The 26,338-nt window shown below is 49.3% G+C and carries 38 protein-coding genes and 2 tRNA genes; 14 read left to right on the top strand and 26 right to left on the bottom strand.

The window, feature by feature from the left end; genetic code table 11:
• Positions 1-32 precede the first annotated feature (32 nt).
• Positions 33-1,196 (top strand): acyl-CoA dehydrogenase family protein, encoded by a 1,164-nt coding sequence (locus AF_RS05770; RefSeq protein ID WP_010878637.1) that lies wholly within the window; start codon positions 33-35, stop codon positions 1,194-1,196.
• Here AF_RS05770 and AF_RS05765 read toward each other — a convergent pair.
• From AF_RS05765 to AF_RS05700, 15 genes are all read right to left on the bottom strand, one after another.
• Positions 1,193-2,512, bottom strand: coding sequence for a hypothetical protein (locus tag AF_RS05765; RefSeq protein ID WP_010878636.1), 1,320 nt, complete (start codon positions 2,510-2,512; stop codon positions 1,193-1,195). The genes AF_RS05770 and AF_RS05765 overlap by 4 nt on opposite strands.
• A gap of 22 nt (positions 2,513-2,534) precedes the next feature.
• On the bottom strand, positions 2,535-3,278 hold the full coding sequence (locus AF_RS05760; protein WP_048064337.1) for an ABC transporter ATP-binding protein: 744 nt from the start codon (positions 3,276-3,278) through the stop codon (positions 2,535-2,537).
• Positions 3,279-3,280: 2 nt separating this feature from the next.
• A complete protein-coding gene (locus tag AF_RS05755; RefSeq protein ID WP_010878634.1) occupies positions 3,281-4,945 on the bottom strand; it encodes a COG1470 family protein in 1,665 nt (554 codons plus the stop codon).
• Positions 4,942-5,835 carry an ABC transporter permease gene (locus AF_RS05750; protein ID WP_010878633.1) on the bottom strand — a complete coding sequence of 298 codons (894 nt, stop codon included), beginning with the start codon at positions 5,833-5,835 and terminating at the stop codon, positions 4,942-4,944. The genes AF_RS05755 and AF_RS05750 overlap by 4 nt, the downstream gene beginning before the upstream one ends.
• On the bottom strand, positions 5,832-6,716 hold the full coding sequence (locus tag AF_RS05745) for an ABC transporter ATP-binding protein (RefSeq protein WP_010878632.1): 885 nt from the start codon (positions 6,714-6,716) through the stop codon (positions 5,832-5,834). The genes AF_RS05750 and AF_RS05745 overlap by 4 nt, the downstream gene beginning before the upstream one ends.
• Before the next feature lie 103 nt (positions 6,717-6,819).
• Entirely contained in the window at positions 6,820-7,446 is a 627-nt protein-coding gene (locus AF_RS05740; RefSeq protein WP_048064336.1) for a hypothetical protein, read from the bottom strand.
• A 108-nt stretch (positions 7,447-7,554) separates the two neighbouring features.
• Positions 7,555-8,925 carry a serine aminopeptidase domain-containing protein gene (locus AF_RS05735; RefSeq protein ID WP_010878630.1) on the bottom strand — a complete coding sequence of 457 codons (1,371 nt, stop codon included), beginning with the start codon at positions 8,923-8,925 and terminating at the stop codon, positions 7,555-7,557.
• A gap of 74 nt (positions 8,926-8,999) precedes the next feature.
• The gene (gene rpsB, locus AF_RS05730; protein WP_010878629.1) at positions 9,000-9,593 is read right to left on the bottom strand and encodes a 30S ribosomal protein S2; all 594 of its coding nucleotides are present in this window, start codon (positions 9,591-9,593) and stop codon (positions 9,000-9,002) included.
• Positions 9,590-10,789, bottom strand: coding sequence for a phosphopyruvate hydratase (eno, locus tag AF_RS05725; protein ID WP_048064335.1), 1,200 nt, complete (start codon positions 10,787-10,789; stop codon positions 9,590-9,592). Before eno ends, rpsB begins: the two co-directional genes overlap by 4 nt.
• A gap of 9 nt (positions 10,790-10,798) precedes the next feature.
• Positions 10,799-11,026, bottom strand: a complete 228-nt coding sequence (locus AF_RS05720; RefSeq protein ID WP_010878627.1) for a DNA-directed RNA polymerase subunit K — start codon at positions 11,024-11,026, stop codon at positions 10,799-10,801.
• A 16-nt stretch (positions 11,027-11,042) separates the two neighbouring features.
• Positions 11,043-11,116 (bottom strand) — tRNA-Pro (locus AF_RS05715).
• The gene (locus AF_RS12675) at positions 11,102-11,332 is read right to left on the bottom strand and encodes a DNA-directed RNA polymerase subunit N (RefSeq protein WP_010878626.1); all 231 of its coding nucleotides are present in this window, start codon (positions 11,330-11,332) and stop codon (positions 11,102-11,104) included. The genes AF_RS05715 and AF_RS12675 overlap by 15 nt, the downstream gene beginning before the upstream one ends.
• 5 nt (positions 11,333-11,337) lie before the next feature.
• Positions 11,338-11,736 carry a 30S ribosomal protein S9 gene (locus AF_RS05710; protein WP_048064334.1) on the bottom strand — a complete coding sequence of 133 codons (399 nt, stop codon included), beginning with the start codon at positions 11,734-11,736 and terminating at the stop codon, positions 11,338-11,340.
• A 1-nt stretch (position 11,737) separates the two neighbouring features.
• Positions 11,738-12,208, bottom strand: a complete 471-nt coding sequence (rplM, locus tag AF_RS05705; protein WP_010878624.1) for a 50S ribosomal protein L13 — start codon at positions 12,206-12,208, stop codon at positions 11,738-11,740.
• Between the two features lie 10 nt (positions 12,209-12,218).
• Positions 12,219-12,527, bottom strand: a complete 309-nt coding sequence (locus tag AF_RS05700; RefSeq protein ID WP_244372838.1) for a 50S ribosomal protein L18e — start codon at positions 12,525-12,527, stop codon at positions 12,219-12,221.
• A 192-nt stretch (positions 12,528-12,719) separates the two neighbouring features.
• Here AF_RS05700 and AF_RS05695 point away from each other — a divergent pair, with 192 nt between their 5' ends.
• Positions 12,720-13,166 (top strand): TIGR00725 family protein, encoded by a 447-nt coding sequence (locus tag AF_RS05695; RefSeq protein WP_048064332.1) that lies wholly within the window; start codon positions 12,720-12,722, stop codon positions 13,164-13,166.
• Here the strand turns inward: AF_RS05695 and AF_RS05690 are convergent.
• Positions 13,139-14,272, bottom strand: a complete 1,134-nt coding sequence (locus AF_RS05690; RefSeq protein WP_010878621.1) for a radical SAM/SPASM domain-containing protein — start codon at positions 14,270-14,272, stop codon at positions 13,139-13,141. The genes AF_RS05695 and AF_RS05690 overlap by 28 nt on opposite strands.
• Before the next feature lie 75 nt (positions 14,273-14,347).
• Here AF_RS05690 and AF_RS05685 point away from each other — a divergent pair.
• Positions 14,348-14,432, top strand: a tRNA-Ser gene (locus tag AF_RS05685).
• A 1-nt stretch (position 14,433) separates the two neighbouring features.
• On the opposite strand, the gene AF_RS05680 is transcribed toward AF_RS05685, so the two are convergent.
• The 6 genes from AF_RS05680 to AF_RS05655 all read right to left on the bottom strand — a co-directional run bounded on the left by AF_RS05680 (position 14,434) and on the right by AF_RS05655 (position 18,701).
• On the bottom strand, positions 14,434-14,892 hold the full coding sequence (locus AF_RS05680; protein WP_143274404.1) for a MaoC family dehydratase: 459 nt from the start codon (positions 14,890-14,892) through the stop codon (positions 14,434-14,436).
• Positions 14,889-15,104, bottom strand: coding sequence for a serine aminopeptidase domain-containing protein (locus AF_RS05675; RefSeq protein ID WP_010878619.1), 216 nt, complete (start codon positions 15,102-15,104; stop codon positions 14,889-14,891). The genes AF_RS05680 and AF_RS05675 overlap by 4 nt, the downstream gene beginning before the upstream one ends.
• A gap of 77 nt (positions 15,105-15,181) precedes the next feature.
• Positions 15,182-17,134: a 3-hydroxyacyl-CoA dehydrogenase/enoyl-CoA hydratase family protein gene (locus tag AF_RS05670; protein ID WP_010878618.1), complete on the bottom strand. Its 1,953-nt coding sequence runs from the start codon at positions 17,132-17,134 to the stop codon at positions 15,182-15,184.
• A gap of 111 nt (positions 17,135-17,245) precedes the next feature.
• Positions 17,246-17,713 carry an Lrp/AsnC family transcriptional regulator gene (locus AF_RS05665; protein ID WP_010878617.1) on the bottom strand — a complete coding sequence of 156 codons (468 nt, stop codon included), beginning with the start codon at positions 17,711-17,713 and terminating at the stop codon, positions 17,246-17,248.
• Positions 17,714-17,747: 34 nt separating this feature from the next.
• Complete coding sequence (locus tag AF_RS05660) at positions 17,748-18,245, bottom strand: hypothetical protein (protein ID WP_048064331.1); 498 nt, start codon at positions 18,243-18,245, stop codon at positions 17,748-17,750.
• Positions 18,246-18,278: 33 nt separating this feature from the next.
• Positions 18,279-18,701: a hypothetical protein gene (locus AF_RS05655; RefSeq protein ID WP_010878615.1), complete on the bottom strand. Its 423-nt coding sequence runs from the start codon at positions 18,699-18,701 to the stop codon at positions 18,279-18,281.
• Positions 18,702-18,812: 111 nt separating this feature from the next.
• Here AF_RS05655 and AF_RS05650 point away from each other — a divergent pair, with 111 nt between their 5' ends.
• The 7 genes from AF_RS05650 to AF_RS05620 all read left to right on the top strand — a co-directional run bounded on the left by AF_RS05650 (position 18,813) and on the right by AF_RS05620 (position 22,201).
• Entirely contained in the window at positions 18,813-19,349 is a 537-nt protein-coding gene (locus tag AF_RS05650) for a hypothetical protein (RefSeq protein WP_010878614.1), read from the top strand.
• A gap of 62 nt (positions 19,350-19,411) precedes the next feature.
• Positions 19,412-19,981 carry a DNA-directed RNA polymerase gene (rpoE, locus tag AF_RS05645; RefSeq protein WP_010878613.1) on the top strand — a complete coding sequence of 190 codons (570 nt, stop codon included), beginning with the start codon at positions 19,412-19,414 and terminating at the stop codon, positions 19,979-19,981.
• Positions 19,981-20,169, top strand: a complete 189-nt coding sequence (gene spt4, locus AF_RS05640) for a transcription elongation factor subunit Spt4 (protein WP_010878612.1) — start codon at positions 19,981-19,983, stop codon at positions 20,167-20,169. The genes rpoE and spt4 overlap by 1 nt, the downstream gene beginning before the upstream one ends.
• A complete protein-coding gene (locus tag AF_RS05635) occupies positions 20,166-20,726 on the top strand; it encodes a GTP-dependent dephospho-CoA kinase family protein (protein ID WP_010878611.1) in 561 nt (186 codons plus the stop codon). The genes spt4 and AF_RS05635 overlap by 4 nt, the downstream gene beginning before the upstream one ends.
• A 1-nt stretch (position 20,727) precedes the next feature.
• Positions 20,728-21,051: a 30S ribosomal protein S24e gene (locus AF_RS05630; RefSeq protein WP_048064676.1), complete on the top strand. Its 324-nt coding sequence runs from the start codon at positions 20,728-20,730 to the stop codon at positions 21,049-21,051.
• Between the two features lie 14 nt (positions 21,052-21,065).
• Positions 21,066-21,233, top strand: coding sequence for a 30S ribosomal protein S27ae (locus tag AF_RS05625; RefSeq protein ID WP_010878609.1), 168 nt, complete (start codon positions 21,066-21,068; stop codon positions 21,231-21,233).
• A complete protein-coding gene (locus tag AF_RS05620) occupies positions 21,230-22,201 on the top strand; it encodes a bifunctional N(6)-L-threonylcarbamoyladenine synthase/serine/threonine protein kinase (RefSeq protein WP_010878608.1) in 972 nt (323 codons plus the stop codon). Before AF_RS05625 ends, AF_RS05620 begins: the two co-directional genes overlap by 4 nt.
• Here the strand turns inward: AF_RS05620 and AF_RS05615 are convergent.
• The gene (locus tag AF_RS05615; RefSeq protein WP_010878607.1) at positions 22,198-22,509 is read right to left on the bottom strand and encodes a DUF5611 family protein; all 312 of its coding nucleotides are present in this window, start codon (positions 22,507-22,509) and stop codon (positions 22,198-22,200) included. The two genes, AF_RS05620 and AF_RS05615, sit on opposite strands and share 4 nt — an antisense overlap.
• 71 nt (positions 22,510-22,580) lie before the next feature.
• Between AF_RS05615 and AF_RS05610 the strand changes: the two genes are divergently transcribed.
• Genes AF_RS05610 through AF_RS05595 form a run of 4 tightly spaced genes read left to right on the top strand, consistent with a single transcriptional unit; the run spans position 22,581 to position 24,462 of the window.
• Entirely contained in the window at positions 22,581-23,132 is a 552-nt protein-coding gene (locus AF_RS05610; RefSeq protein ID WP_010878606.1) for a DUF2150 family protein, read from the top strand.
• Entirely contained in the window at positions 23,116-23,457 is a 342-nt protein-coding gene (locus tag AF_RS05605; protein ID WP_010878605.1) for an SWIM zinc finger family protein, read from the top strand. The genes AF_RS05610 and AF_RS05605 overlap by 17 nt, the downstream gene beginning before the upstream one ends.
• A gap of 22 nt (positions 23,458-23,479) precedes the next feature.
• Entirely contained in the window at positions 23,480-23,986 is a 507-nt protein-coding gene (locus tag AF_RS05600; protein WP_010878604.1) for a deoxyuridine 5'-triphosphate nucleotidohydrolase, read from the top strand.
• Between the two features lie 35 nt (positions 23,987-24,021).
• Positions 24,022-24,462 (top strand): bifunctional nuclease family protein, encoded by a 441-nt coding sequence (locus AF_RS05595; RefSeq protein ID WP_010878603.1) that lies wholly within the window; start codon positions 24,022-24,024, stop codon positions 24,460-24,462.
• On the opposite strand, the gene AF_RS05590 is transcribed toward AF_RS05595, so the two are convergent.
• Genes AF_RS05590 through AF_RS05580 form a run of 3 tightly spaced genes read right to left on the bottom strand, consistent with a single transcriptional unit; the run spans position 24,443 to position 26,330 of the window.
• Positions 24,443-24,904, bottom strand: a complete 462-nt coding sequence (locus AF_RS05590) for an rRNA maturation protein (RefSeq protein WP_010878602.1) — start codon at positions 24,902-24,904, stop codon at positions 24,443-24,445. The two genes, AF_RS05595 and AF_RS05590, sit on opposite strands and share 20 nt — an antisense overlap.
• Positions 24,892-25,467, bottom strand: coding sequence for a cysteine-rich small domain-containing protein (locus tag AF_RS05585; protein WP_010878601.1), 576 nt, complete (start codon positions 25,465-25,467; stop codon positions 24,892-24,894). Before AF_RS05585 ends, AF_RS05590 begins: the two co-directional genes overlap by 13 nt.
• Complete coding sequence (locus AF_RS05580; protein ID WP_010878600.1) at positions 25,464-26,330, bottom strand: damage-control phosphatase; 867 nt, start codon at positions 26,328-26,330, stop codon at positions 25,464-25,466. The genes AF_RS05585 and AF_RS05580 overlap by 4 nt, the downstream gene beginning before the upstream one ends.
• Positions 26,331-26,338 lie beyond the last annotated feature (8 nt).

The following is a 26,338-nucleotide window of genomic DNA, read 5'->3' as shown; positions in this document are numbered from 1 at the left end:
AAAGAAATATAGACCCATTTTTTACTTGAAGCATGGCAATCGGTTTTACCTTTACCGAGGAGCAGGAGGATATAAGGAGAGCTGCAAGAGAGTTTGCGGAGAAGGAGTTCACGCCTGAGCTGGCGAGGGAGTGCGACAGGGAGGAGAAGTTCCCCTACGAGCTGTGGAAGAAGTGTGCAAAGCTTGGCTTTCATGCTGTCGACATCCCTGAGGAGTACGGTGGAGGCGGTTATGGGCCGATAGAGAAGATGATTGTGATGGAAGAGTTCTCAGCCGTCAACCCCGGCCTCGGACTTGCGTGTTTGCTACCGACCTTCGGCTTTGAAATTCTTGTTCTGCACGGCAGCGAGGAGCAGAAGGAGAAGTGGCTGACGAAGCTTGCAAGGGGAGACGTGATAATGGGCATGGCCAACACTGAGCCTGATGCGGGCAGCGATGCTGCAAACATCAAAACGAGGGCCGTTAAGGAGGGAGATGAGTGGGTGATTAACGGGACGAAGCAGTTCATCAGCAACGGCTCCATTGCGGACTTTCTGCTCGTCACTGCAAGGACGAGGGAGATGGACCCCAAGGCTAAGCACAGGGGAATAAGCTACTTCATCGTTGAGACGAACAGGGAGGGTTACAAGGCGAACAAAATTAAGGGCAAGATGGGAATCAGGGCGACTGACACAGCAGAAATCAGCTTCAGCAATGTAAGAGTTCCGGCAGAGAACCTTGTCGGAGAGGAGGGCAAGGGATTCTACTACATGATGGAGTTCTTCGACATGAGCAGAGTGTGGGTTGGAGCGCAGGCTGTGGGGATTGCCAAAGGGGCTTTGAAGCTCGTAATTGACTACGTGAAGCAGAGAAAGGCCTTCAACGTTCCCCTCGCAACCTTCCAGTACATACAGTTCAAGATTGCCGAACTGGCAACAAAGATTGAGGCTGCAAGAACCCTCGTTTACAGAGCCGCTGCTGTGCAGGTTGAGCAGGGCAAGCCTGACAACACCCTCTCATCCATGGCGAAGTGGTATGCTGGAGAGGTGGCAGTTGAAACAGCCAACTGGGCTCTGCAGTTCCACGGAGGCTACGGATACATCGATGAGTATGCGATAAACCAGTTCTACAGGGATGCCAAAATCACAGAAATCTACGAGGGGGCGAAGGAGATAGAGAAGCTAATAATCGCAAGGAATCTTCTCGGATTCCGTTAAATTCTTCTCAATTTTTCAAAGAGTGCTGTCATAGCGAGAAGGGTGAGAACGGACGAGATTATATCGGCTACGGGCTGGGACAAAATAAACCTCGGCGATAGGACTGCGTAAACAGCCCCAAAATTGACAAGAAGCAGCCCAATCCACTTTAGGAACCCCACTTCAGGGAAGTAAATTTCTTCTCCCTTCTGCCAGAAGATTATTAGCGAGGAGAGCATTGAAACAATTGCGGGAATTGCAAAGGCCATAAAGAGGTAGAAGGGATTCTGGCTCACAATGAAGGCTATGCTACCTGCTGGAAGGGAAGCGGCGAAGGAAATGACGAAAATCAGGCAGGCTTTGGACATAACAAAGCCCCTCTTGCTCAAGGGAAGCATTCTCAAAAAATCTACGTTCTCAAGGTTGCCGATAATTCGCAGGTCGATGGTTGAAAGTGTAGAAATCGTGGTGATGATAAAAATTGAGAGGTTGGGCATGTTTGCGATGCTGACAACGTTCGGCATTACTATGACCAGAGGAACGATTAAGGGAAAGAGGGCGTTTTTCCTTAAAATCAGCCTGAAATCCTTGATGAGCATGGCTCTGAGCGGAGAGCCTGAGCTGAGCCGAGAGCTCCCCTTCACCTCCACAATCTCGGGGTTGAGTATGCTTCTCCACACTCTCCCTGTTGATAGCTTGATGGTGGCTGAGGAGGCCGCATAAGACAGAAGGAGAAGATGGGGTGTCAAGTATGGTGTGAGGTCTGGAATTTCCTGAAACCGCCTTAACGCAAATACGAGCACGGCAAAAAACAAAATCCCGGCGAGGACTGACTTGGAAAAGCCGCTCCTGACCTTTACGCCGAAGAGGGCGTAGTAGAGGAAAACCATTGAGTATCCCAGCAAAATTGCTGCGATTATCCAGAGAAGGGAATAAAGTCCGAAGTAAAGGTTCTTCACCATCAAAACGGCAATTGTTGGCGTCGCAAAGGCCAGTATGTTGATTGAATCGATGAAGAAAACAACCAGCATTCTCTCGGAAAATCTCACGGGCAGATACCTTAGAGGCTCGAAAACCCTTGAGGAGGCTGATATGGCGATGTTTTGGGCTGGATAGATCTGGGAGAAAACGAGCGAGAGGGTGAAGATTAGGCTCAGGCCCAAGCCGCTGCTGATGAAGGCAACCCAGCAGAGGAAGGAGCCAAGGAAAGTCATAATGAAAAAGGATTTTGCAACCTGCACTCTAAGCGAGAACTTCCTCATTGACTTAACTACTCTCTCATGCGAAATCTGGGGGTTTCTTTTCATGTTCTGGTAGTTCATCTCCCTGTAAATCACGTCCAGAATCCTGCTGAGGGGCTCAGCCAGAAGACAGCACCTCCAGCAGAGGTTTGATGTCCCTCTCTATTTTCGTGAGCTTCAGAAAAACATCTTCAAGATCCTCATCCTTTTTCAGCTCATCAGGAGTGCCCTGAGCGATTATTCTGCCGTTTTGAATTATGAGAATTCTGTCGCAGATTCTCTCGGCAATGGGCATGATGTGGGTTGAGAGAATCACCTCTCTCCCCTCCTCTCTGAACTGGAAAATCAGGTCTCTGAAAACCTTTGCTGAAGCAACGTCGAGGCCGTTGAAAGCCTCGTCGAGAATCAGCACCGAGGGGTTGTGGAGCATAGCAGCGATTATGGAAACCTTCTGCCTGTTTCCAAGGCTTAGATTTGCAAAAAGTTCGTCCATCGCCGTGAACTCAAGGGCCTCAGCAAGCCTCTCAACCCTCTCTTTCAGCAGAGAGGACTCAATTTTTCTAACTGCCCCGACAAAGCTGAAGAGTTCGGATGCAGTAAGGCTCTCGTAAAGCACTGGAGTTTCGGGGACGAATCCAACAAGCTCCTTAACTTTAAGGGGGTTCTCAGCTACAGATACGCCGTTTACAATGACATCCCCTTCATCCGGGGGAATAACTCCGGCGATTATCTTCATCAGCGTTGATTTACCGCTCCCGTTTGGGCCGAGAAGGCCGAGAATCTCATTTTCAGCTACAAAACTCACTTCGCTGAGCACTGCCTTATTGCCAAAGCTTTTGGAGACGCCTTTTACCTCAATCAACTCTACCTCCTCCCCACCTTCTTGATGAGGATTATCAAAGCCAGAATGGTTACTGCAATGATCCCCAGCCCCACGAAGGTTGCAGCGCTGCTTTCTCCAACCACAACGCTGATTCTGTCACTCATGGTCATCTGGTCAGAGGTTGTTTCAACTGTTATTCTGTACTCGCTCGGCTTGGCGTCGGGGGGAACCCTGATCCTAAGGTTAACTTCCCCCCTCTCTCCGGGTTTTACGGAGGGAATCACTTCGGGGCTAACCTCCCCGCTCCATCCCTGAGGAAGTTCAAGCTTTACCTTAACGTTGGTCAGCGTCACACCCCTCCCAGAGTTCTCCACGTATCCCTTCAGCTCAAGCTCCTCTCCCGGAGAGGCTTTTACAGTGTACATCCCACCCTCAAGGCTGAAGTAGGCTGCCATTCTCCCAACAACGCTGAGCTTGAGGTCTTTTTCGGCAGTGTACTTGCCCTTGGCAACGATTTTCAGGCTGTAATCCCCCACTTCTGCGGTTGCCGGTGTGTAGATTTCGAGGGTGATGTCCTTCTCTTCTCCACCCTCCAAGTAAACCTCAGAGACTGCAAGCTCACCCTCCCTGAAGTTGTATGTAAAATCAGGGGGCAGGCCTTCAAGGCTGAGGGCATACTGGTCCTCTCCGTAACCCCTGTTTTCTATTCTGACGTTAAGGGAAGCCACGTCACCTATGGAAACGGTGATTCTTGAGCTGCTCACCGAAAGCTCTGCATAGTAAGCTTTTTTCTCAAGAAAAACCGTTCCGAGGTCGTTTGTCCTCCCGCCCCTGACCTTAACGTCCCTTATCGTCTTCTCGTAGTACCCACCCTTTTCGATTTTCAGGTCGTAGGTGCCGGGCTCAACCTCGAAAATTGCCTCTCCATCACCGGAGGTAAAGAAGGTCTCGTTTCCAGCTGTGATTCTGGCTGAAGCAACCCCCTCACCATCCTTGTCAACAACTCTGAGCCTCACCTCCCCCTTCTCTCCCGCATGGCTCTCCTTCACAAAAACTTCAAATTCTTTGGTTTGCGGGCCGATATGCAGTGTAACCGCATACTTTCCCACATCAGCGGTTGAATCTATATCAACCTGAACCCTCAGCTGCTTCCCGCCCTCTCCAACCACAGTTCTGTAGACCTCCACATCGCCGTCGTAAAACCTGCACTCCCAGCCTTTGGGGGCATCACAGCTCAAATCAACCTCTATCGGCGAGTTGAGGGTGTTTTCCAGCAGTGCGTTAACCTCAACCACATCCCCTCCTTCAGCAACAATGCCCGTGTTGTCGAGGGATATCCGCAGAGGCTTTTCTGGAAGCTCAACGTTCACCGTAACGCCTGCACTGCCGTCTGCGTGGAGATAAAGGTAATACCTCCCCGGCTTTTCCGGAGCCAAGAATTTGAAGGTTAAATCTGCCGACTCGCTGGAGTTCAGCCTTAAGGAATTAACCCTCTGTCCGTTGTAGTAGAAGTAGCCCTCAGCCTCTCCATACCAGAAGCTGTAGCTTAGCTGAAAGGTGCTCTCATTCCCCTCGTCATTTTTCACGGTGAGGGGGATGGAGACCTCTTCTCCCGGGGCAGCAGTTATCTCCTTGAGTTCACACTCAATCGAGCCAGTAAGGAGTGCCGCAATCGCAGCTAAGAGAAAAAACCTGAAAAATTTCATAGCTCCTCCCTCGTGAACCTGACGTAGCTTAGAGTAAACAGCAAGAGAGGCAGTATGACGAAAGAAAGAGCGTTTTTGGTTGTGTCCGTTGGCTGGAAGGGCATGAATTCAGAAGTTGCCGCGAAGGAGCTTACGAGGGTTGTGTAGCTGTTTTGGGGCGAAATCAGCAAAATTGTCTGGGTAATCTCCTGAATTCTTCTGAAGTGCTCCTCTCTCTCCTCCTCATACTTTTGCCATTCTGGAGATTCAATAACGCTCTCATCAACTTTTTCAAAGTCAACAGGCGGCTGGGGAGCAGGACCTGCTAAGATGCCGGCGATGAAGTAGGCCATTATCGGCACAAAAATAGCCAGCATGACGAAAAGTGTTAGGGAAACTGTTAATGAGGTAGTGGAGCTTTTGAAGACTGCTGAGAAGAACAATCCGATGGAGAACATGGTGAAGAGGTATGCAATCGTTGCCAGCGCGAACTTCGCAATCAAGCCTAAATCGTCTGCTGCTGGTATGTAGCCGTAAAAGGCTGAAACTCCGATGATGAACATTACCGTAACGAGAACTATAATGCAGATTGCCGCCAGTGCAGCAATTGCTTTGCCCAAAACTATTTCATCCCTGAAAACCGGGTGGCTGAGGAGCGTTCTTAAAGTTCCGCTCTCCTTCTCCCTCGAAATCATGTCAAATCCTATTGCCAGCCCTAAAATCCCTCCGACAAAGGCTATCGTTTGAGAGCCAAGGAAACCAAAAACTGCTTTGATGCTGATTGTCGAGAACTGGCTCATTTGAGACACAAAGAGCAGGTATGTGAGCAGCATCGCTGCAAGCAGAGCTAAAAACCTCTTGCTGGTTACGATATCCGCAAACTCTTTTTTTGCTATAATCAGCGCCTTCATTCTCCCACCATGCTGAGGTAAATTTTTTCAAGGCTTGGCTCCCTCAGAGAGAGCTCTTTAACAACAAAACCGTGCTCGAAGAGTGTGCGCGAAATTTCCACTCTGCAGTCCGATTCAACCTTAATGACATATACATCTCTGCTCTCATCATACTCAACCTCTCCAAACTCCCTCAGCAGAGATTCGTCAGCTCTGGGCTCGGTTTGAACAACAACCTCCATGCTGCCTGAAAGCTCCGAAATCTTCCCAACCTTCACGATCCTTCCCCTGTTTATGATTCCCACAACGCTGCACACCTCCCTGACCTCTGAAAGTATGTGGGAGGAGAAGAAGAAGGTCTTGCCCTTCTGGTTGAGCTCCCTTATAATTTTCCTGAAGTCTGCAATCCCCTGCGGGTCGAGGCCGTTGGTCGGCTCATCCAGAAAGACCACCTCAGGGTCGTTTATCAGTGCCTGAGCTAAGGCCAGCCTCTGCTTCATTCCCCTGCTGAACTCTCCAACCTTTTTGTCTGCGGAATCCTGAAGGCCTACGAGGGCGAGAAGCTCGTCAACATTATCCTTAGGATTGGCGTAGAATTCCGAGAAGTAAAGCAGGTTCTGCCTTGCCGTTAAGTTGGGATAGAAACCGTAATTTTCTGGCAGGTAGCCACAAATCTCCTTAACCTCAACCGGCTTCTCCTCAACGTCCATTCCGGCAATCCTTACGCTGCCTGAAGTTGGCTTAATCAGTCCGAGGCAGCAGTTGATGGTTGTTGTCTTTCCAGCCCCGTTTGGACCGAGAAAACCGAAAATTTCGCCCCTCTCAACTACCAAGCTTATCCCGTCAAGAGCCCTGAAACCGTTGAAGACCTTGGTGAGGTTCTCAACCTCAATCTGTGCCATGCTGGAGCTTGGTAGGGGAGAATATAAATGTTACCAAATGAGATGTGATATGGTAAATACATTATGATGACAATTAGGAAGCTGAGAAAAAATGGGAAATAGCTTACCCAATTTGGAAAGCTCCTGTGTCGTAGAGCGCTGCGGTGAAATCGATGTTAACGCTCTCACTCCAGAACCACTTGTTAAAGTCTGCTTTGAACTCATGGTGTGCTATCATTGGCAGGTTTCCACCCGGCTTTGTTGGATCAAGCAATCCAATATCCTCAACGACGAAAATTCCAAAAGGTCTGGCCGAGAAAGCCACCAAATCAGCTTTAAAAATCCTTTCATCAAGCTTAAGCGATTTTTTGTCTTCGGTAACTTCCGATACAGGCAGAACGGTAACCTTATGGCCTGATTTCGACAGAGCTTTTAGCCATGCCTGAATGAATTTCTCCTTCTCCTCCTTGCTTACCTTGTGGAGCACTATGGTAAAGCTGCTATTTTCGATCTTCTCTGCAAGGCTTTCGTAGAGCTCAAGTGGAGTGACTTTTTTGAGAAAATCCTCCTCGGCGAGGTACATCTTTTCTCCTGAGTTTAGGTCCTCCAAGTCCTTCAGGACTTTTCCGCTTGCTGTTGGCTCCAGAACGGTTTTCTCTTTTTCTGTGGTGAACACGCCAGCGCATGCGCTTAAGACAATCACTGCGAGCATAGCTGCCGAAAGCTTGAAGATACCTCCTTTATCTCCCATATTATACACCTTATTGTTAGCAAATGACTTTTGCTTATAAAATTGTTCCGTGTTGTCGTCTTTACCTAAGGGAAAAACAACCCATTTGGCGTAAGGTAAGTTAAAAAGTCAGTGGGGAGTCACCGGGTACACCCTTACCTTCTCCAGCCACGCCCCAACTTTCGGAAAAACCTCGCTCGGCGCCTTCAGCCCGAAGGGCAAGTCAAGATGGGCTGTGCCCTCAATTATGTAGTACTCGTCGAACTGGTGTGGTGTCTTGGCCTCCATCAGGTCTCTGATTATCTGTTCCGCCTCAACAAGCGCATCGTATTCTGAGAGCAGCGTTATGAACGGGACTCTGACTTTCTGCATGTTCAGAATGTAATAGTAGTAGCCATCCTTTCCGGGATTTGGTTCTGGGGGAACAATTAGGTAGCTTCTGCCACCGTTCTCGAAGTATTCCCTCGCAGTCCTGTGAGTTCCGAAATCGTTGTAGTGGGCCAGTGTGGGAGTGTAGAGGCTGTCAGCGACGTATCTTACAAGGAAATCGTTCAGCTCGTCATTCATGTTGCCGGGGTTTGTGAAGGTTAAATCTCTTATGAGTTCGCTGTACTGCCCGTACTCCTCGTTCATCTCAAATATTAGCTCAAAGACCTCATCTATAGTGTGGGTAGTGGCGCACCACAGCCTGTCGTTCTTCGCAATTAGATTCATGATCCCCCTGATGTCGATGTAAAGCGGGGTGTCGAGGAGAAGCCACATCAGCTTCAGGTCTGTGAGCTTGGGCAGTGGTGGAATCATTGCCGGGTCGAGGGCAATTACTCCAACAACAGTCTCCTCACCCTCGGTCAATCCGTTCCTTTCCCTCACCAAATCATCATCCGAAACGACCTTCTTGCACCACGGCTTTTTGAAAAGGCAGGCGAAAGTCCATTTGAATTTAGCGCCCTGCAGGTAAACGTAGCTCACAAGCCCACCGGTGCTGTGCCCCCCTATCACCGGATGCTTTCCCGTCACCTCGTAAACCTTCGTAATCGCCGCCTTTGTGTCGTAAATCGCCCACGTATCGAGGCTCGTTCTTGCAGAGCCGACACCGCTTTTCAGCTCCCCAACGCCCGTCCCCCTGTAGTTCACGAGCCAGACGTCGTATCCCTGCTTCCAGAGGTAGTATGCAAGGCTGTAGTAAAGCATGGGGTCCTGCTGGATTCTCTCATCCCCCACGGCCCAGTCCGCAAGCTCTGATGGAAGCTGAGTTTTGTAGAGGTCTTTGAGTTCCGGAGGTGTGTGAGTCAGGTATTCGTTCATGTTGCAGAGCAGCCCCGAAAACAGCACAACCGGCTGTACACCGTCGTTTACACCTTCTCCCGGCGGGTGGTATCTCAGCAGCTTGATTTTTACTCCGTCATCCGTTTTTGCCGTGTAAACCTCGCCGAGATACTCAAACGCTCCAGCGGCAGGAATCAACAGCAGCGCCATAACCAGAGCAACAGCCCTAAGCATGCAGTCTGTAACCTAAGATAATTATATAATTTTCTACAAATTAATGGTGATAATTAGGATAACAAAAAATAAACTTAAAGCTCGGCCTCGAAGTCCTCAATGCTGTAGGTGAAGTCCTGCCCCCTGATTTTCGCAATCTCCCTTGCGAGGAGCCAGTAAACAATGGCCAGAGCCCTTCTGCCCTTGTTGTTTGTGGGTATGACAAGGTCAACGTCAGCGGAGGAGTTGTTGGAGTCGCAGAGGGCAACGACTGGAATGCCGACAGCAGTGGCCTCGCTCACGGCCTGCTTGTCAATGGCGGGATCATTGACGAAAACGACCTCAGGCTCCCTGTACTCGGAGAGCATTGGATTTGTCAGAGTTCCAGGAATAAACCTCCCCACGATGTAATCGCTTCCAACCACCTTTGAGAACATTTGAACGGGCTTGTGAGCGTACTGTCTCGCCGCAACCAGCAGAATCTTTGAAGGCTCATACCTCGAAAGGAACTTTGCGGCAACTCTGATTCTCTCGTCCAGCTTTCTGATGTCCAGAACGTAAAGCCCATCCTGCCTTACCTTGAAGATGAACTTCTTCATGTCGCCCGTTTTGATTTGGGTCCCTATGTGCACTCCCGCTGCGAGGTAATCATCCGGCGGAACCAGATACTCGTACTCCTTCTCCATCATATCATCACCATTCTCGGTTTGTCCATCAATTCTTCAATCCTGATGAGCTCGTTGAGCTTGGATATTCTCTCTCCCCCAACCACTCCGGTCTTTATTAACTTTGCGTTGAAAGCAACGGCGAGATGTGCTAAAGTCTCATCCTCCGTTTCTCCGCTTCTGTGGCTCACAACAACGCTGTATCCGTTATCCTTCGCAATTTTCACCGCCTTTGCCGTCCCGCTCAGAGTCCCGTTCTGGTTAGGTTTTATTAAGACTGTGTTTGCTGCACCAACCTCAATGCCCTTCTTTATGATTTCGGGGTTGGTTACGAAGATGTCATCCCCGCAGACCATGCACTTTACCTGCTTCGTCAGCTCCGCAAACCCCTCAAAGTCCTTCTCGTGGAGGGGGTCTTCGATATAGAGCAAGTCGTACCTGTCAGCAAGCTCCGCCATGTAGGCAATCTGCTCCTCTGTAGTTAGCTTTCTGTCGGAGTAAACGTACCTCTCACCATCCCATAGCTCAGTTGCCGCAACGTCAATCCCCATCCTGACCTTCACTCCCAGCTCGTCCTCAACTCTCTGGATGGCCTCGCTGAGAATCTCGAAGGCCTGCTCGTCACTTATCTGTGCAGCCCAAGCCCCCTCATCGCCTTTGGCAGCGAAAATTCCCCTTTCTTTGAAAATCTTCTTAAGCTGCTTGTGTACGGCGGCGTTTGCTCTCTGAGCCTCAAAAAAGGTTTTTGCCCCAACTGGAATTACCAGAAACTCCTGAATGCTTGTGGAGCCTTCTGCGTGTCTCCCACCACCTATGACATTGCCCAAGGGGTAGGGAAGCTCCTTTGCAAAAACTCCACCAACGTAAGCGTAAAGCGGAAGGCCGAGAATTTCCGCAGCTGCTTTAGCAACTGCAAGGCTTGCGGTTATGGCGAAATTGCCACCAATTCTGGAAAAGTTATCGGTTCCGTCAAGCTCTCTCAATGCCTCATCAACGCTCTCCTGATCAAAGACGCTCATTCCGATAATCGCCTTTGAAACTTCCTCCTCAATCTCCTCGTATCTGTAGGGGCTGACTACTACAGCCTCTCCACTGCCAGTAGAGGCTCCGCTCGGAGCCATCGCCTTCGCAACAACCTCCCCAGCAACGACTTCACACTCAACCGTCTCGTTTCCCCTGCTGTCGAAAACGACTCTGTAGTGAACGTCCTCAATTATCAAGCTACCACCTCAGAAAAGGTCGTATCTTTCAAGCCATACAAATTCATTTCTCCTCCTCCTGACGGTAATTGGAATTACGCCCCTGTTGAACTCTTCAAGGGCTATTTCGAGGGGTTCAGTTTTATCAGTCTCAATTAAGACAGGAGCTCCCATTGCAATCTGCAATGCTCTCGCTCCAATAATCCTGGCCTTTTCAAATCTCGTATATTCGAACGGGAACTTTACTTTAATGCCCATCACCCCTTAAAGCAGATGGGGCCGCCGAGATTTGAACTCGGGTCACGGCGTCCCGAACGCCGCAGGATCACCAGGCTACCCCACGGCCCCATGAAAGCGGGATAGCTCCTTAATTACAGACTTGTGAGTTATGAACATTCTCCTGCAGCAGTACCTCTCGATTCCGAGTTCGTCCAAAGCCTCTTTTGGACTCTTGCCCTCGCTGAGCTTCTGCTTGTACTCATCGTATAGGTGGCCTATAACCGCCCCGCAAGAAAAACAGCGAATTGGGAAATCGCTGGAATTCTCGTTTCTCGGTACGTCCATTGTGTTCACCTGTAGGATGTCTGTCTCCTTGCTCTCGCTCCCCTACCTCCCTGAATCTTTGGAAGCTTCCTCCTCACGTCGTTAACCAGGAGGGTTCTGTCATACTCTAAGAAAGCCTTTCTCAGCTCCTCATCTCCGCTGAACTCAAGGAGCGCTCTGGCAATGGCAGTTCTTGCGGCCTCCGCCTGAGCCATGAACCCCCCTCCCCAAGTTTTGACCTCAATGTCAACCTTCTCTGCAAGCTCCTTGGCGATGATGAGGGGCTCCATTATCTTCATCCTTGCAAGCTCGGGCTGGTGTATCTCAACCGGAACGCTGTTTATCCTCACTCTGCCCTTGCCCGGCTTTATAACAGCCCTTGCAGTTGCCGTTTTTCTTTTACCGCTCGTTACAACAATCTTCATCTCAGACACCTCTGAAACCGAGATACCTGCTTACCTCTGCAAGAGTAACGTACTTGTCTGTTTTTGAAACTTTCTCCAGAAGTGCGTCCTCGATTTTCTCAAACTCCCTGCCCTGAAGCTCCTCCGGAACGCCCATGAAAACTCTGAGCCTTCTGTAGGCATCTCTTCCCCTTGAGCTCTTCCATGGGAGCATTCCCCTGACGGTTCTCTTGAATATTCTCTCGGGATGCCTCGGGAAGTAAGGCCCCTTCTCCTTGCTTCCCCTGTCGTACTTCTCCTTGTACCTCTCGAAGACCATGTACTTGTCCCCCGTAATCACCGCCTTCTCTGCGTTAACAACAACGATTCTCTCGCCGTTGAGCAGTCTCTTTGCAATTTTGCTTGACAGCCTTCCGAGAATGTGGCCTGAAGCATCAATAACTGTGAAGTCGTCTCCAAGAGTCTTGATAACCCTGCTAACGTTTACCGCCATTCCAACCACCTCAGACCATCAGCCTCACTCCGCTACCCTTCGGATTCTCCTTCAAAAGCTCCTCGATTTTCATGCAAACTCCGCCAGCCTCCCTGATTTTGCTTGCCGCCTTCTCCGAGAAGCTGAGCGCTGCAACCTTTACTGGCTTTGTGATGCTCCCTGAACCAAGAACTTTCCCCGGAACCACAACATACTCGTTGGGCTTTGCATACTTCTCAATCTTCGATACGTTTACCTCCGCCTGCAACCTCCTCGGCTTCGCCAACCTCTCTGCAACCTCTTTCCACACTGGCGCCTCATTTTTTGCTGACTCGCTCAGCAGTACATCGATGAGAGTAACGAGGTTTGGATTTGACTTCCTCCTCTGCCAGCTTCCTTATCTTGCTCATATCAACTACACCTCAGCGTAGTTTTGACCGTTACATTACGTAATTTAAATCTTTGCCGCATGTTAATTTTTAATGTTCCTTCCGCGGAAGGCTAAAAACGATTTCGATATGAGGTGAAGCTAATGCAGATTGGGGTTATAGGAGCGGGAGAGTGCGATGAGGAGACTTACAGAATTGCGTACAGAGTTGGGGAGCTTATTGCCGAGAAAGGGCACGTGCTGATAAACGGGGGCCTCGGAGGGGTGATGGAGGCCAGTGCCAAGGGGGCGAAAAGCAAGGGTGGGCTGGTTGTTGCCATTCTGCCGAGGAAAAAAGATCTCTGCAACGATTTTGCCGACATCAGGATTGCGACGGACATGGGACATGCAAGAAACGTAATAATCGTCCACTCCAGCGACGCTTTGATTTCTGTGGGCGGTGGTTACGGAACAATTTCGGAGATAGCCATTGCACTCAAGGAGGGGAAGAGGGTCGCCTCTCTCAAGCCTCCTGTCGTGATTGAGGGGATGAGGGTTTTTGAGACTCCGGAAGAGGCAGTTAATTACTGTATCTCATCATCCGTCAAATAGCAGCTGGGGTCAGCACCCCACAAATCGCCGTAGCGGTAAGCTCTAACTCTGAACCCTCCACATATTTCCTTAAAGTGACACTTCCCGCATTTATCCCTGAGATACTTGGTTTTCTCCCTAAGCTTTTTCAGCAACTCGTCCTCACCCATCCATATTTCCTCGAAGCTCCTCTCCAAGACATTTCCGACAGTGTAGTCCCACCAGAACTGGTTGGGGTGAACATTGCCCTGATGGTCGATGTTTGCGAGCCTTATTCCGCTGCTGTCTCCGCCTCTGAACTTCAAGAACTCAAGAGCCATCTCTGCCTTTTCAGAATCAGCCTCTTTCAGCTTCAGGTAGGTGTAGATTCCATCCGCGGGATTGTCCACCGTCATAATCTCCATTCCCTCTTTCTCAGCCTCCCTGAGAAGGTTATCGAGGAGAGCCCTTCTCTGCTCGTTGGTGATGTCGTCCTTGAACTCCGCTCTGCCGGATGGGACGAGGTGGTAGAGGCAGAATCTCGGAATTTCGTGCTCCCTCGCCAGCTCGATGAGAGAAAAAACATCTTTGTAGTTGTATTTGCTCACGGTGAACCTTATTCCAGATAAAACAACTTCTGAGGCCATTAGCAGTCCCTTAAATGCCCTTTCGTAGGCCCCCTCGACTCCCCTGAACCTGTCATTGGTTGAAGCAACGCCATCGAGGCTAACTCCAACGTACTCAAAAACCTTAAGATTTTCTGCCATATCTCTGTCAATGAGAGTTCCGTTGGTGGACAGAACACTCTTTATCCCCTTCTTTTTAGCGTAACCAGCAATTTCGAAGATATCTTCCCTTAAAAGGGGTTCACCACCGCTGAAGAGGATTAGCGGGACTTTAAACTCGGCAAGGGAGTCCACAATCTGGAAGCACTGCTCTGTCGTTAACTCCGAAAAATCGGAATTGGCGGATGCGTAGCAGTGAAGGCATCGCAAGTTGCATCTGTTCGTAACATTCCAGACGACAATGGGGCGGAGGGATGAGGCAAACTGCTTGAGCTTTTCAGGAATGAAGCTGGAATCCCCTCCGTAGGTTATCTGCCTTGAAACCGTCGCTTCTCCCGCAATAAGCTTGCTCAGACTGATCATCCTCAACCTTAGCGGCAACCTTCAAAAATAGTTTTCGAAGGAAAGCTTATTATCTCATTCGCCAACTAAGGCTAAGCCGGGGTTGCAGAGCCAGGCCACTGCGGGAGACTCGAGATCTCCTGCCCGAAAGGGCGCGTGGGTTCGAATCCCACCCCCGGCGCTTACCAGATGAGCACCTTAACCACGCCCTCTGCAACAACTTTATCGCCTGTATAGCACTTGACGTCGATTGTGTAGCGGTTTTTCTCCACACCGCTAACCACTCCCTCAACCCTCACAACGTCTCCAATTCTTACGGGGGAGGTGTAGCGGAAAGATTGTTCAAGCAGCACCACAGTGCCGGGAAGCCTTGCAACAGCGGCAGAAACGAGGCTTGTTGTCAGCATTCCGTGCACGACTCTGCCTCCAAATCTCGTTTTTGAGGCAAAGTCCTCATCAAAGTGCACAGGATTCAGGTCACCAGAGATTAAGCCGAACATCGCCACGTCAATTTCGCAGAGCTTCTTTTCATACTCAAACCTGTATCCTTCCTTCAACTCACCTTCAAACTTCTCAAAAGGCTTAACCTTCCCTCCTTTCTTGGAGTAGATTCCCTTCATCTCTTCCAGAAGGCTCATCATTTTGACCTCTCCACCACCCATTTTATAGCTTCCGGCCAGATTTTTCTGTGCGAGCTTCCGCTGACAGTTAGACCGATATGCCCTTTATCAGACAGAAGCAACTTTTTGTCCTTAGACGGAATCTTCTCAAAGAAGGCTGTAACGGACTCTGGTGGAGTTATGTGGTCCTTCTCTGCAGCAAGAACGAGAACGGGCATTTTGATGTTTTTCAAATTCACCCCCTGTAATCAAATTTTCCTACATCTTTGAGAAGTAAAACACAAAAAATTATTTGGATAAAAAATACAAATTACCTGCCCTTCCACTGAGGTCGCCTTTTCTGAACAAAGGCCGCCATTCCCTCAGCAAAGTCCTCAGTTGGGATTAGAAGCTCAATCTCCTTTCCAGCAAGCTCTAAGGCGTTCCTGAAAAGCTGCCTTACAGCATTCATCGACCTCTTTATCGACTGCGCCGCTAAGGGAGCAACTCTGCAAACCTTATCAACGTGCTCTATCCCCGCATCCTCCAAGCAGTGCTTCGGCACAACTAAATCAACCAGCCCGAACTCCTTAGCTTCTTTAGCATCCATCGTCTCTCCAGTTAGGGCGTAGTAGGCCATCCTCCTGCCGAAAAGGGCGTATCCGAAGGATGAGGCGATAGGCGGGATAGCTCCAATCAGCCCCTCAGGAACGGCAAAGCTTGCATCTTCGCTGGCTATAACGATGTCAAAGAACATGTTGAGCTCCATCCCTCCACCGAACGCATTTCCGTTCACAAGAGATATTATGGGCTTGTCGTAGTCAGCAAGCTCCGAAACGAGGGGCATGGCAATGTTCTCGAAGAACTCAACGCCATCCCTGAAGCTTTTCCAAGAGCCCATTACAGCTATGTCGTCTCCAGCGCAGAAGGCTCTCCCCTCTCCAGTTATGATTACAGCCCTAACATCCCTGTCAAGCCTCGCCTTCCTGAAAGCCTTTGTCAAACCAACCCACATCTCCTCGTTTAAGGCATTCAGCTTCTCAGCCCTTCTCATGGTTATAACTGCATAGTTGTGCCTCTTCTCATACCTTACTGGCCCGATATCCTCAAGTTCGTAGTTCCACTTGTAAAAACCCTCTCCGGTCTTCTTTCCGAGCTTTCCATTCTCCTTAAGCTCTTTCAGCAGCTCATCCGGCTCGTACTCCTTCAGTCCCGTCTTCCCCTTCCTCGTTTCCAGCACCGAAACAACCCTGTCTATGCCATAGCTGTCGGCAAAGTCCAGAATGCCCTTCGGATAGCCCATTCCCTTCACCGTTGCCTTGTCTATGTCTTCTTTCGTTGCGATTCCGTTTCTTATCAGCCACGCAGCCTCGTTAATCCCCGGAGCCAGCAGATTTATCGGGTTGACGCTGTATGCAAGGTCTTTTGAGATTTTAGCCCTCGTGTAAAAGCCACTGTACTCATAGAAGCCTTTGCCAGTCTTCATCCCCAGCCTGCCCTCTAAAACCATTCTCTCGAGCAGTCCAGGCACCTCCACCTCAAAGCCCCTCTTCCTCACTTCATTGAGGACATTGTAAACCGTATCAACTCCGCTGAAGTCAACAACCTCGAAGAGGCCCATAGGCAGCCCTGCTCTGTATTTAACGGCTGCATCAATCTGCTCAGGTTTAAAACCCTCCTCAAGCAGCCTTATCGCCTCCACGAAAACCCTTATGTTTATCCTGTTAATCAAAAACCCGGGAACGTCCCTCTCAACGAGAACGTAGTCCATTCCAATTGATTTGGCAAACTCAACGGTTTTCCTTACAGTTTCATCGCTCGTGTCTCTCCCCCTTATTATTTCAACCAGCCTTATCAGAGTTGGAGGGTTGAAGAAGTGCAGCCCCACAACCTTGTCCTTTCTCTTTGTTGCCATCGCTATGTCTGTTATTGGAATGGTGGAGGTGTTCGTGGCGAGAATGACGTCATCCCTGCAGTTCTCATCAAGAGTTTTGAAGACCTCATGCTTCACTTCGGTCTTCTCGACAACAGCCTCTATGACGAAATCAGCCTCTTTAGCAGCTTCAACCAAATCCGTTGTGGTTTTCAGCCTCTTCAGCACATCATCTGCCCCTTTTATCCTTCCCTTTTGTTCAAGCTTTCTGACGCTCCACTCTATCCTTGAGAGCGCATTTTTCAAAATGTTCTCGTTTATGTCGCAGAGAATTACCTCATTTCCAGCAAGGGCACAAACTTCAGCAATTCCGTGCCCCATCGTGCCCGCACCGACCACAAGAACCTTCATAATCCAGTTTGATAATGATATTATTTAAGTGTTTCTTATTAGTGTAGGCATTGCCTTGCAGATTTCAACAAAAGTGGAATTTTTTACTAAAAATGGTAATAGAGGCGTAATTCACAGCAGAATTGTACGCCGGCTATCCTTCACCGTCTCCCCAACAAACTGGGCCATTGAGTCTATCTTTATCCCGCTCCTCTGCAACCACTCAAGGAATTTTTCTCCCTCAGAAACAAGCTCCTTCAGATTCTTGTATCGCACAACGACCAGAAGATTGTAATTGGAGCCAACGAGCTTGTATATCTTTTCCACGAAGTCGAACTTCGCAAGCCTTTCCGTTATCTTCTTCAGCCCCTCGTAATCGTTGTGCACTCCCAGAAGAAGAATCCCGATCGTGTCGCACTCCGCCTTCTTGTAATCGATTTCCCATGTTCTTTTCACCTTTTTCACTATTCCCATGTCTTCGAGCATCTTTATTCTGTTGTAAGCCGTTTTCTTGGAAACTCCGGCATATTCGGCGATTTCTTCAAGAGAGAGGCCTTTCGCTATTGCTTCCAGGATCTTCAGATTTTTTTCATCAATCATCGAAGAAAATGGTGTCTCAGAAAAATAAACTTTTTTATCTTACCTCCTGCATCATTTCCACAATAAGGCTGGCCACTTCTCTGTCAAACCTTCTTACAAGTTTCTCCAGCTTGCTTTTGCTTGGCTCAGCCTCCTCCATATCCCGCAGAAGAGAATTCAGCGTGAGAACAGCCCCTTCAAAATCTTCGGTCATAATCTTGCCTAGCTGCGCTCTCGACCTCATCAACCTCTCGATTTCAAAGTAGAAAGGAGTCACGAGGAAGCAGAGCCTCCTAACACCATCGAGCATCCCGTACAAATCCACTAAAGCGTCCCCGCTTCTCGATCCAAGGCCTGCTGTGAAAATGATGCAGTCGTAGCCGGAAAGCTCCTCCGCCAGAGCCTCCATCTCCTCGTAACCGAAGTACCTTGCATTTTTAAGCGTTCTCCTCTCATTGACGTTGTAAGCATCAAAATCAGAGGCTATGCCTAGCATTTCTCTCATTATGCTCGTTCCTGCCCCTCCTAAGGACACCACCGCAATTTTTGCCATTCCCCATCTTCTCACAAAAAAATTTAAGGTTTTTCATTGCTTGGCGTGGATGTAGATGGCGTAGCTGCCTGTAGGAGCATCATCGTCAACATCGATGTGAACGTGAATTACAGTTTCAGAAGGGCTGTCAGCTGTGCCTGCAGGCAATCTGAGCTTATTTGAGCTTGAAATGCTCTCTCCACTTTCGGTGTGGAAGGAGACGTCGATGGCACTCTTGTCTGGACCTTCAACAATGTCTTCGAAGTAAATCTCAGCCTCTCCCCCGGAATTTTTCACCTTAACCTCCTTCACGTAGTGCGCCCCTTTCGCAATGTCGATGCTGAAGCTTGCAGGAGAAACAGATATCGCGTCTTCAATCACATCTATATTTCCCTTCATCGAAAAGTACACTGCAGATGCCGACGCTCCTCCGAGTATCAGCAGTAAAAGAACTATGGTTTGCCATCTCAATCTCATGCTCTGTCATAACACTTCAATAATTTAAATTTTTTGCTCAGATAAAAATGCTCACTCTAATAATCATCAACTCAACTTAAAGCTTATATTGGTTAAAGAACATCATATAGCATGAAGAAACTGCTGGTGGCATCGCTGGCTCTGCTTATTCTCACGCCGGTTGCTTTGGCTGAAGACTTCTCCATGGATGCCGAGCAGCTTGCGGTTGTGCTTCTGAAGAACACGATTTCCAACCTTGAAATGAGCAACAAATTCGTTGAGATTCTCGACAATTCCGGCAGTGATTCGGTTTATCAGAATCTCTGGGGAGTGATTTACGGAGCGCTGGCCGTTATGGCAGTGAACAACGAAGTAACTACAGCTCTCCTTGATGAAGTCTCAAAATCGCAGGAACTGTCCTCAAAAGTTGGTGATGCTATTAACTCGCTTGGTGAGAACAGCACCGTTGTTTTCGGCGACGTAAACGGAAGCAAGGGGCTGACTTTGATTCTGAGGAAGGAGAGCGAGGTTCTGCAGAACGGAAGTTACCCGTACTCAGACAACGAGACTTTATCTGAAGCTTACGCGAGGGTTGTGGCTGAGTTTACTTCCAGGAGCGTGGATTTCATAGTTAAGCTTTTCAGCAAAATCGATGAGGCCTGGGTTTGATTTACATTCTTAGTTAAATTTATATTGCTTCCCGACCCAGCAAAGGCTGCGGTGATGATTTTATGTACGCCCGTATAAAACTCAGAGATACTGTTAGGGTTCCTCCATCAAAGCTTGGAGAGGATATTGAAAAGGTAATCAACTCCCTCCTCTGGGAGCAGTTTGAGGGCAGGCTCGACAGAGAGTACGGAATGATCATAGGCATCGAAAGCATAGAAGAGATAGGAGAGGGCAGAATTATTGAAGGGGACGGAGGAGTTTACTTCGACGTCGTTTTCAATGCTATATGCTTCAGACCGCTCCACCAAGAGGTCGTGGAGGGGGAGGTCATCGAAATCGTAGAGTTCGGAGCGTTCGTTTCCATCGGCCCATTCGACGCTCTTCTGCACATGAGTCAGGTTACCGATGACTACATGGTGTTTGACGAGAAGAACAAGAGGCTGGTGGGGAGGGAAACTAAAAAGGTTCTTCAGGAGGGTGACAAGGTAAGGGCAAGAATCGTTTCGCTCAGCCTCAAGGAGAGAGAGCCTGAGAAGAGCAAGATTGGTCTCACCATGAGGCAGCCCTGGCTTGGGGCGCTGAAGTGGATTGAGGAGGAGATTGAGAAGCTCATGAAGGAGAGTGGGGTTTGATGGCCGAGCTTGCATGCAAGAACTGCAGGTTCATAAATGTTGACACCAACATCTGCAGAAATTGCGGAAGCACTGACCTGACGAAGGAGTGGTACGGTTACGTCGTAATTGTTGACCCCGAAAAGAGCGAGATTGCAAAGAGGCTCGAAATCAAAATACCGGGCAAATACGCCCTGAGAGTAGGATGAAGGGGCTTAGACTTCCTGAGAGCATGCGCGAAGAGCTTGCAAAACCGCACGGGAAGCTTTACAGGGGCAAGGGGGAGAAACTGCTGCTTGAGGTGGAGGAAATCTCGGAAGCAAAGCCCTTTTGCACAGTCGGAGATTTGGTGACCGCTTCAGCCATCAAAGTCGGTCTAACTCCAGATTTGGCTGTTGCCGACGGAAAAACGCTGAGAGAGGAAAATGTTGAGTTCGAACAGGAGGCTTTCGATGAAGTAATCGAAACAACCAATCCTCCCGCTCACATATCCTGCGAGCTTATTTCCGCCCTCCTCAAAGCCTTAAAGCTGTGCGAAGATGGAAAGAAGGTTCTCGTGTTTGTTGACGGTGAGGAGGACCTTGCAGTTGTCCCACTCGTAAAATTGCTCCCTCTTGGAGCTTTGATCCTTTACGGTCAGCCGGGAGAGGGTGTCGTGGCATTGAAGGTTGACGAGGAGAAGAAAGTTCTAATACTCAACCTGCTTAACAAGATGGAGATAATCGGAGAATGTGATGAGTTGAAGTACTTGCTTGGAGGTGATTGACTTGGAGGTTTACGTTGAGAAAGAAAGGCACAACCCTCTGCTGAGGAGGAGAGAGGTTTACTGCAGACTGAGCTTCGAGGGAAAAACACCCTCCAGAAAGGAGGTCAGGGGCAAAATAGCGGGGCTGATGAACGCCGAGCCGGAAAGAGTTGTTGTGGACTACATAAAAACCGAATTTGGCAAAACAGAGGCGAAGTGCTACGTTAAAATCTACGACACGGTTGAAGACCTGCAGAAGATAGAGGAGGAGCACATAATCGAGAGAAACAAGGTTGAGGAGCAGGCTGAAGAAGCTGAGGAGGCTGAAGCTGGCGCTGCCGAGTAAATGGAGGTGGGAAAATGGCTAAAGGTGCGGAAAGCATTTACAGATACTACGAGATAAAGGGCGAGAAAGTCGTAAGAAAGAAGAAATTCTGTCCGAGATGTGGTGAGGGAGTCTTCTTAGCTGAGCACAAGGACAGGCTAAGCTGCGGCAAGTGCGGCTACACTGAGTTCAAGAAGAAATGATTGCTCTCGGAATAGAGGGCACGGCCTGGAGTTTGAGCATAGGTGTTGTTGATGAGGAGGGCGTTATAGCCCTCGAAAATGACCCCTACATCCCGAAAGAGGGAGGGATACACCCGAGAGAGGCTTCACAGCATCACAGCGAAAGGCTCCCCTCCCTGCTTTCAAGAGTTTTTGAGAAAGTCGATAAGAATTCCATCGACGTCGTTGCCTTTTCTCAGGGCCCCGGAATGGGGCCTTGTCTCAGAGTTGTGGCGACCGCAGCCAGACTTCTGGCCATTAAGCTCGAAAAACCCCTTGTCGGTGTAAACCACTGCCTCGCCCACGTTGAGGTAGGGAGGTGGCAAACTGGTGCAAGAAAGCCGGTTTCTCTCTACGTGAGCGGCGGAAACAGTCAGGTCATTGCAAGGAGGGGGAACAGGTACAGAGTTTTCGGCGAGACGCTCGACATAGGTATAGGCAACGCCTTGGACAAATTGGCGAGGCACATGGGACTCAAACATCCCGGTGGGCCTAAGATAGAGGAGCTTGCAAAGAAGGGGCAAAAATACCACTTTCTGCCATACGTGGTAAAGGGGATGGACTTCTCCTTCAGCGGTATGGTTACTGCAGCACAGCGCCTTTTTGATTCAGGAGTTAGAATGGAGGACGTTGCATTCAGCTTCCAGGAGACTGCCTTCGCAATGCTGACGGAGGTGACGGAAAGAGCCCTCGCCTATCTTGATCTGAACGAGGTGCTGCTTGTTGGTGGTGTAGCTGCAAACAAAAGGCTGCAGGAGATGCTCAGAATTATGTGCGAGGACAGGGGAGCAAAATTTTATGTGCCGCCAAAAGAGCTCGCCGGAGACAACGGGGCGATGATTGCCTATACCGGCCTGCTGATGTACAAGCACGGTCACCAGACTCCCGTAGAGAAATCCTACGTCAGGCCCGATTTCAGAATAGAGGATGTTGAGGTAAATTGGGATTAATCCTTCCCTTCAATCTCCTTCTTCATCAGCTTCTGCCTCTCCTTTGCAGTGTAACCGGTAAGCTCTTCGAGAAACTTGTTGTAGGTCTTAAGCGTTTTTAAAGCCGTCTCATCATTCGTCAGCCTCGTCTTAGATTCTGCGTAGAGCCTCTTGTTCTCAAGCTTGAGCCTCAGAACCTCTATGGCGCCGAAGTTCTTCACAACATAGTACTCCCCCTCAACCTCAAAACCGCCGAAGTGCTTGTTGAGCATCTCCTCCAGTCTTTCTGCAGTTGGCTTGAACCCCCTCTTGAACCTGTACTCACGCATGTCGATTGTTGAAAGAGGAGTTGAAAAATTTTTGTCAAAATCCTTATAACCTTAGTATTAGGTTTTATTTTATGGAGTTCTACAGCCAGTCAAGGTTCAGCAACTGGGTAAACAAGATAGCTGAAACGGAACTTGATGAGGACAATCCGGAAACTTTCGCGGTATTTGATCAGATGCTCGAAGACGTCATAATTGCCTGCCTCAGCATAATAAGGGCCGTCAAGGAAAGGGAAATCAGGAAGGCTGACGCGGTGAAGGAAGTGGAGAAGATTTTAGGGCTGATTCCCAACCACGACTTCGGAGATGAGCTCAAAAACGAGCTCTTCCAGTTCACTCTGGAAAGCATCAAGGCCGTTCTGCTGTCTTTCAGGCTCTACTTTGAGGGCAAAATCAGCAAAAAGAGCTTTGAGGCTCTGCTCAAAGATGCTTTGAAAAAGGAGCAGAGCGGAGACTACGAGGGCTCACTCAACGCAGTTGCTCAGATGGGAGCGAAGGTTATCAAGGGTGAGCAGCTTCCCGAGCTGGACATTCCTGAAGACAGTGCAGTAATTAGCTGGATTGACGGGATTGACGCAATAAGCTCCGTTCTTGAGTTAAGCAAGATTGATGCCCCTACCGAGTGAAGTGGAAAAGGCAGCGAGGAGCGGCAGTGAGTACGAGCTTTACAAGGCGCTGCTGCTGAGCTTCGGAAAGAGGGGGGACAAGGCCTTTGAGTATTTGAAGAGGAGCAAGGTCAAGAGGTACAAGGACTTTTTTGTGGTTGTGGGGAAGGAAGAATACGTCGTTGAGGGAGGGTTCTGCACCTGCCCCGATTTTCTTGTAAATTTAAAGGGGAAATCCCCGTGTGCGCACATAATTGCCGTCGAGGTTGCAAAGATAACGGGGAAGTACGACTACATCGACGCATACTACGTTGACTACCCCGACATCTTGAGGAAAAAGAAATAACTCCTTCCCACAAAACCGCTGCATGGCGGTTCTGAGCGGGGATGAGATCAGGAAGTTGATTCAGAAAGAGGGGTTAATCAGGGACTACGTAGATTTGGAGACGCAGATTCAGCCCAACGGTTTTGACTGCACTCTGAGAAGCGTTTACAGGTTGAGAGGTTGTGGTAGGGTTGACTTCGACAACAGCAGAAGAGAGCTACCTGAGCTTGAGGAGGTGGAATTCAGAGATTGGGTTTACCTTCCCAAAGGCGTTTACAGAGCGAAACTGAATGAAGTTGTCAGGCTGGGAAACGATATTATGGCAATAGCCCGTCCGAGGTCAACGCTTATCAGATGTGGAGCAAACGTTCTCACCGCAGTCTGGGACGCTGGATACGAGGGGAGGAGTGAAGTGAGCATAGTTGTACACAACGATTACGGGATATGGCTTTCGAGGAACGCCAGAATCATTCAGCTTGTGTTCATAAGGCTCTCCTCACCGACCAAAGGGTACGAGGGGGTTTACAAGGGGGAGAACATTGACTCGTAGAAAGTGTTTAATATTTTAGTGACATACCAGATTCTGTGCTAGTGGCTGAAGTTTACGGACTGTTCGGAGTCAAAACCGCCTTTGGCGTAACTCCTGTAGTTGTCCTAAGAACTGAGGACGGCAGAGTTTTGCCCATATACATAGGTCATGCCGAGGCCTTTTCGATTTATTCCGCTCTGCGCGGATTTGTTCCTCCGCGCCCCATGACTCACGACCTGCTTATCGATATAATCGGCAAGCTGAACGCAAGAATTGAAAAGGTGATTATAGACGACCTCATAGACAACACCTTCTACGCCAGGCTTATTTTGAGCCAGAACGATAAAACAATAGAGATTGATGCGAGACCGAGCGACAGCATTGCGATTGCCGTGAGAACCTCATGCCCGATATACGTGGAAGAAGACGTCATGGACGAAGCAGGAGAGGATGAAATCCCGCAGGAGTTCGTTGACTTCAGCGAGAGCTTCGGCTGATTTTTAAAATTCTGAGTTTGAAAAGCATTTCATCATCGTAAAAAAAGAGCCATTCATCCCCCTTAACGACAACCTTTTTCCTGAACTCCACCTTTCTCGTCAGCTTTAAACCCGCTTTTGTTTGGGGTATCGCACCAAAAACAAGAGGGTCAATGGGGGCTTTGCCCTTGAAGACGGCTGGACTGTCATCCATCTTGATCTTGTTCACGTTGCTCAGCGTGAAGCTTACCTCAAGCGTCTTCTCTCCCCTTTCGTAAAGATTCAGTATTGCGGGATTACCCTTCACCTCCGAGATTATCCAAAACCTCTCCGCAATCCCCGCCAAATCCTCCAAGCTAAGCTTACCCCTGTTGACGTATTTCCAGTTGAAAAACCTCGCCAGAACCTTCGCAAACCTCCTCGTCTTTCTGCCCGGCTTCCTGGATGTCGTCAGAACCTGCATTTCACGAACCCATCCAGATAACCGATAAGATTTCTCCCGGACTTCTCCGGAATTATAACCCCCTCAGCCTCCTCAGGATTGCTGAGCCTTTTTACGGAGGTAATCGAAAAGTTTTCAATGGTAACGTCCAGAAACTCCCCCTCCGCCAAGGGCTCGCACTCAAAGCCCTGAATGTTGGCAGGAGTCAAATCATAAGCTCTGCCATTCTCAAAGCCAATTTCCTCGCCGAAGAGGATTTCCTGAAGGCTTTTCGTGAAAAAGCTCCAGTCAGCTTCAACAAGCAGCTGGCGGGGAAAGGCAGAGAAGTAAGCAAGAACCTCCTCAACGTTCTCCTTTTCGTGAATCCAGTGGCAGTTCCTGCAGCTCCATACGTATCTGCCATCGGAAGAGACGATTATCTCACCTCCAAGGCGGTAGAGCAGGCAGGGATAGAAGGGACAGTAGCAGATTGAGCAATCCTGTCCATCAAAGTGGCAGGGGTAGTAGGTGCACTCAAAGGCAGGGCCGGCAAGCCCCTCCATCGCTGCGAAGAGGTCAACCAGTGCCCTCTCCCTCGGGTTCATTCGACCACCTTTGCCACCATATCTCCAACGTTAACGCCAATGTCTCTCGCAACAGGCTCGCATTTTGCTGTTAAAAGGAAAGCTATCGGCTTTAAGCTGCCATCAGAAAGGCACTCGTAGTTGGCCATTCCCTTCGCAACAATCAAATCAGCTTCCTCTAAGGCTTTTCTGGTTTCGTCGGGAAGCTCGTCCATTATTATGCCTATAGCCCCCTTCCCGTTTGTCAGTAGCTCGTCTGCTATCTTATCAACTCTCGCCAGCCTCGCATCTTCAATGGTGGCGTCGCTGATGATTGGCCTGCCCCTCACCACAGCAGTCAGCTTCTCGCAGCGCCTCTTAATCTCTTTCATTAAGAGGGTGTCGAAGAAAATCTCACCCGCGTTGTCGGTCAGATAAACAACCTTTCCACTGCTTAGCTCCTTTATTCTTTCGGTGTCGTTAATCTTCAGCCCTTCTTGAACTTTTCTCTTGAGGAAATCCCTGAACTCCTCCTCAACAACTTTGTGCCCCTGCACGCCGTAATCAAAATTGTTTCCCACTATAGAGACTATCACAGCAGTCTTGAAGGGGTCGTCGGAGCCTTCAACGATTTCTTTTGCAAGAGGTAGAACCTGCCTCGCCACCTCGTTGGCTCTGGCCTTCACCTCCGCGTAAGGATCTTCAACGCCGAGAATCTCGTAAACCCTCCTGTGGATTCGCGTTGCAAGGTGAGCGTTTATCGGGCGTGATGAGTAGTTCTCGGCGAGAATTTTAAGGGACTCATCAACGCATTGTGAGATTAAATCCTCATCGTCAGTGACAAGCTTCGCTTCGTAGTAAACCCTGCCGAGAAGGCATGAGGGGCAGAGGGGTGAAATTTTCATGGTAAGCC

This window comes from Archaeoglobus fulgidus DSM 4304 (assembly GCF_000008665.1).
Classification (GTDB): domain Archaea; phylum Halobacteriota; class Archaeoglobi; order Archaeoglobales; family Archaeoglobaceae; genus Archaeoglobus; species Archaeoglobus fulgidus.
This window is presented reverse-complemented; position numbering and strand designations above follow the sequence as displayed.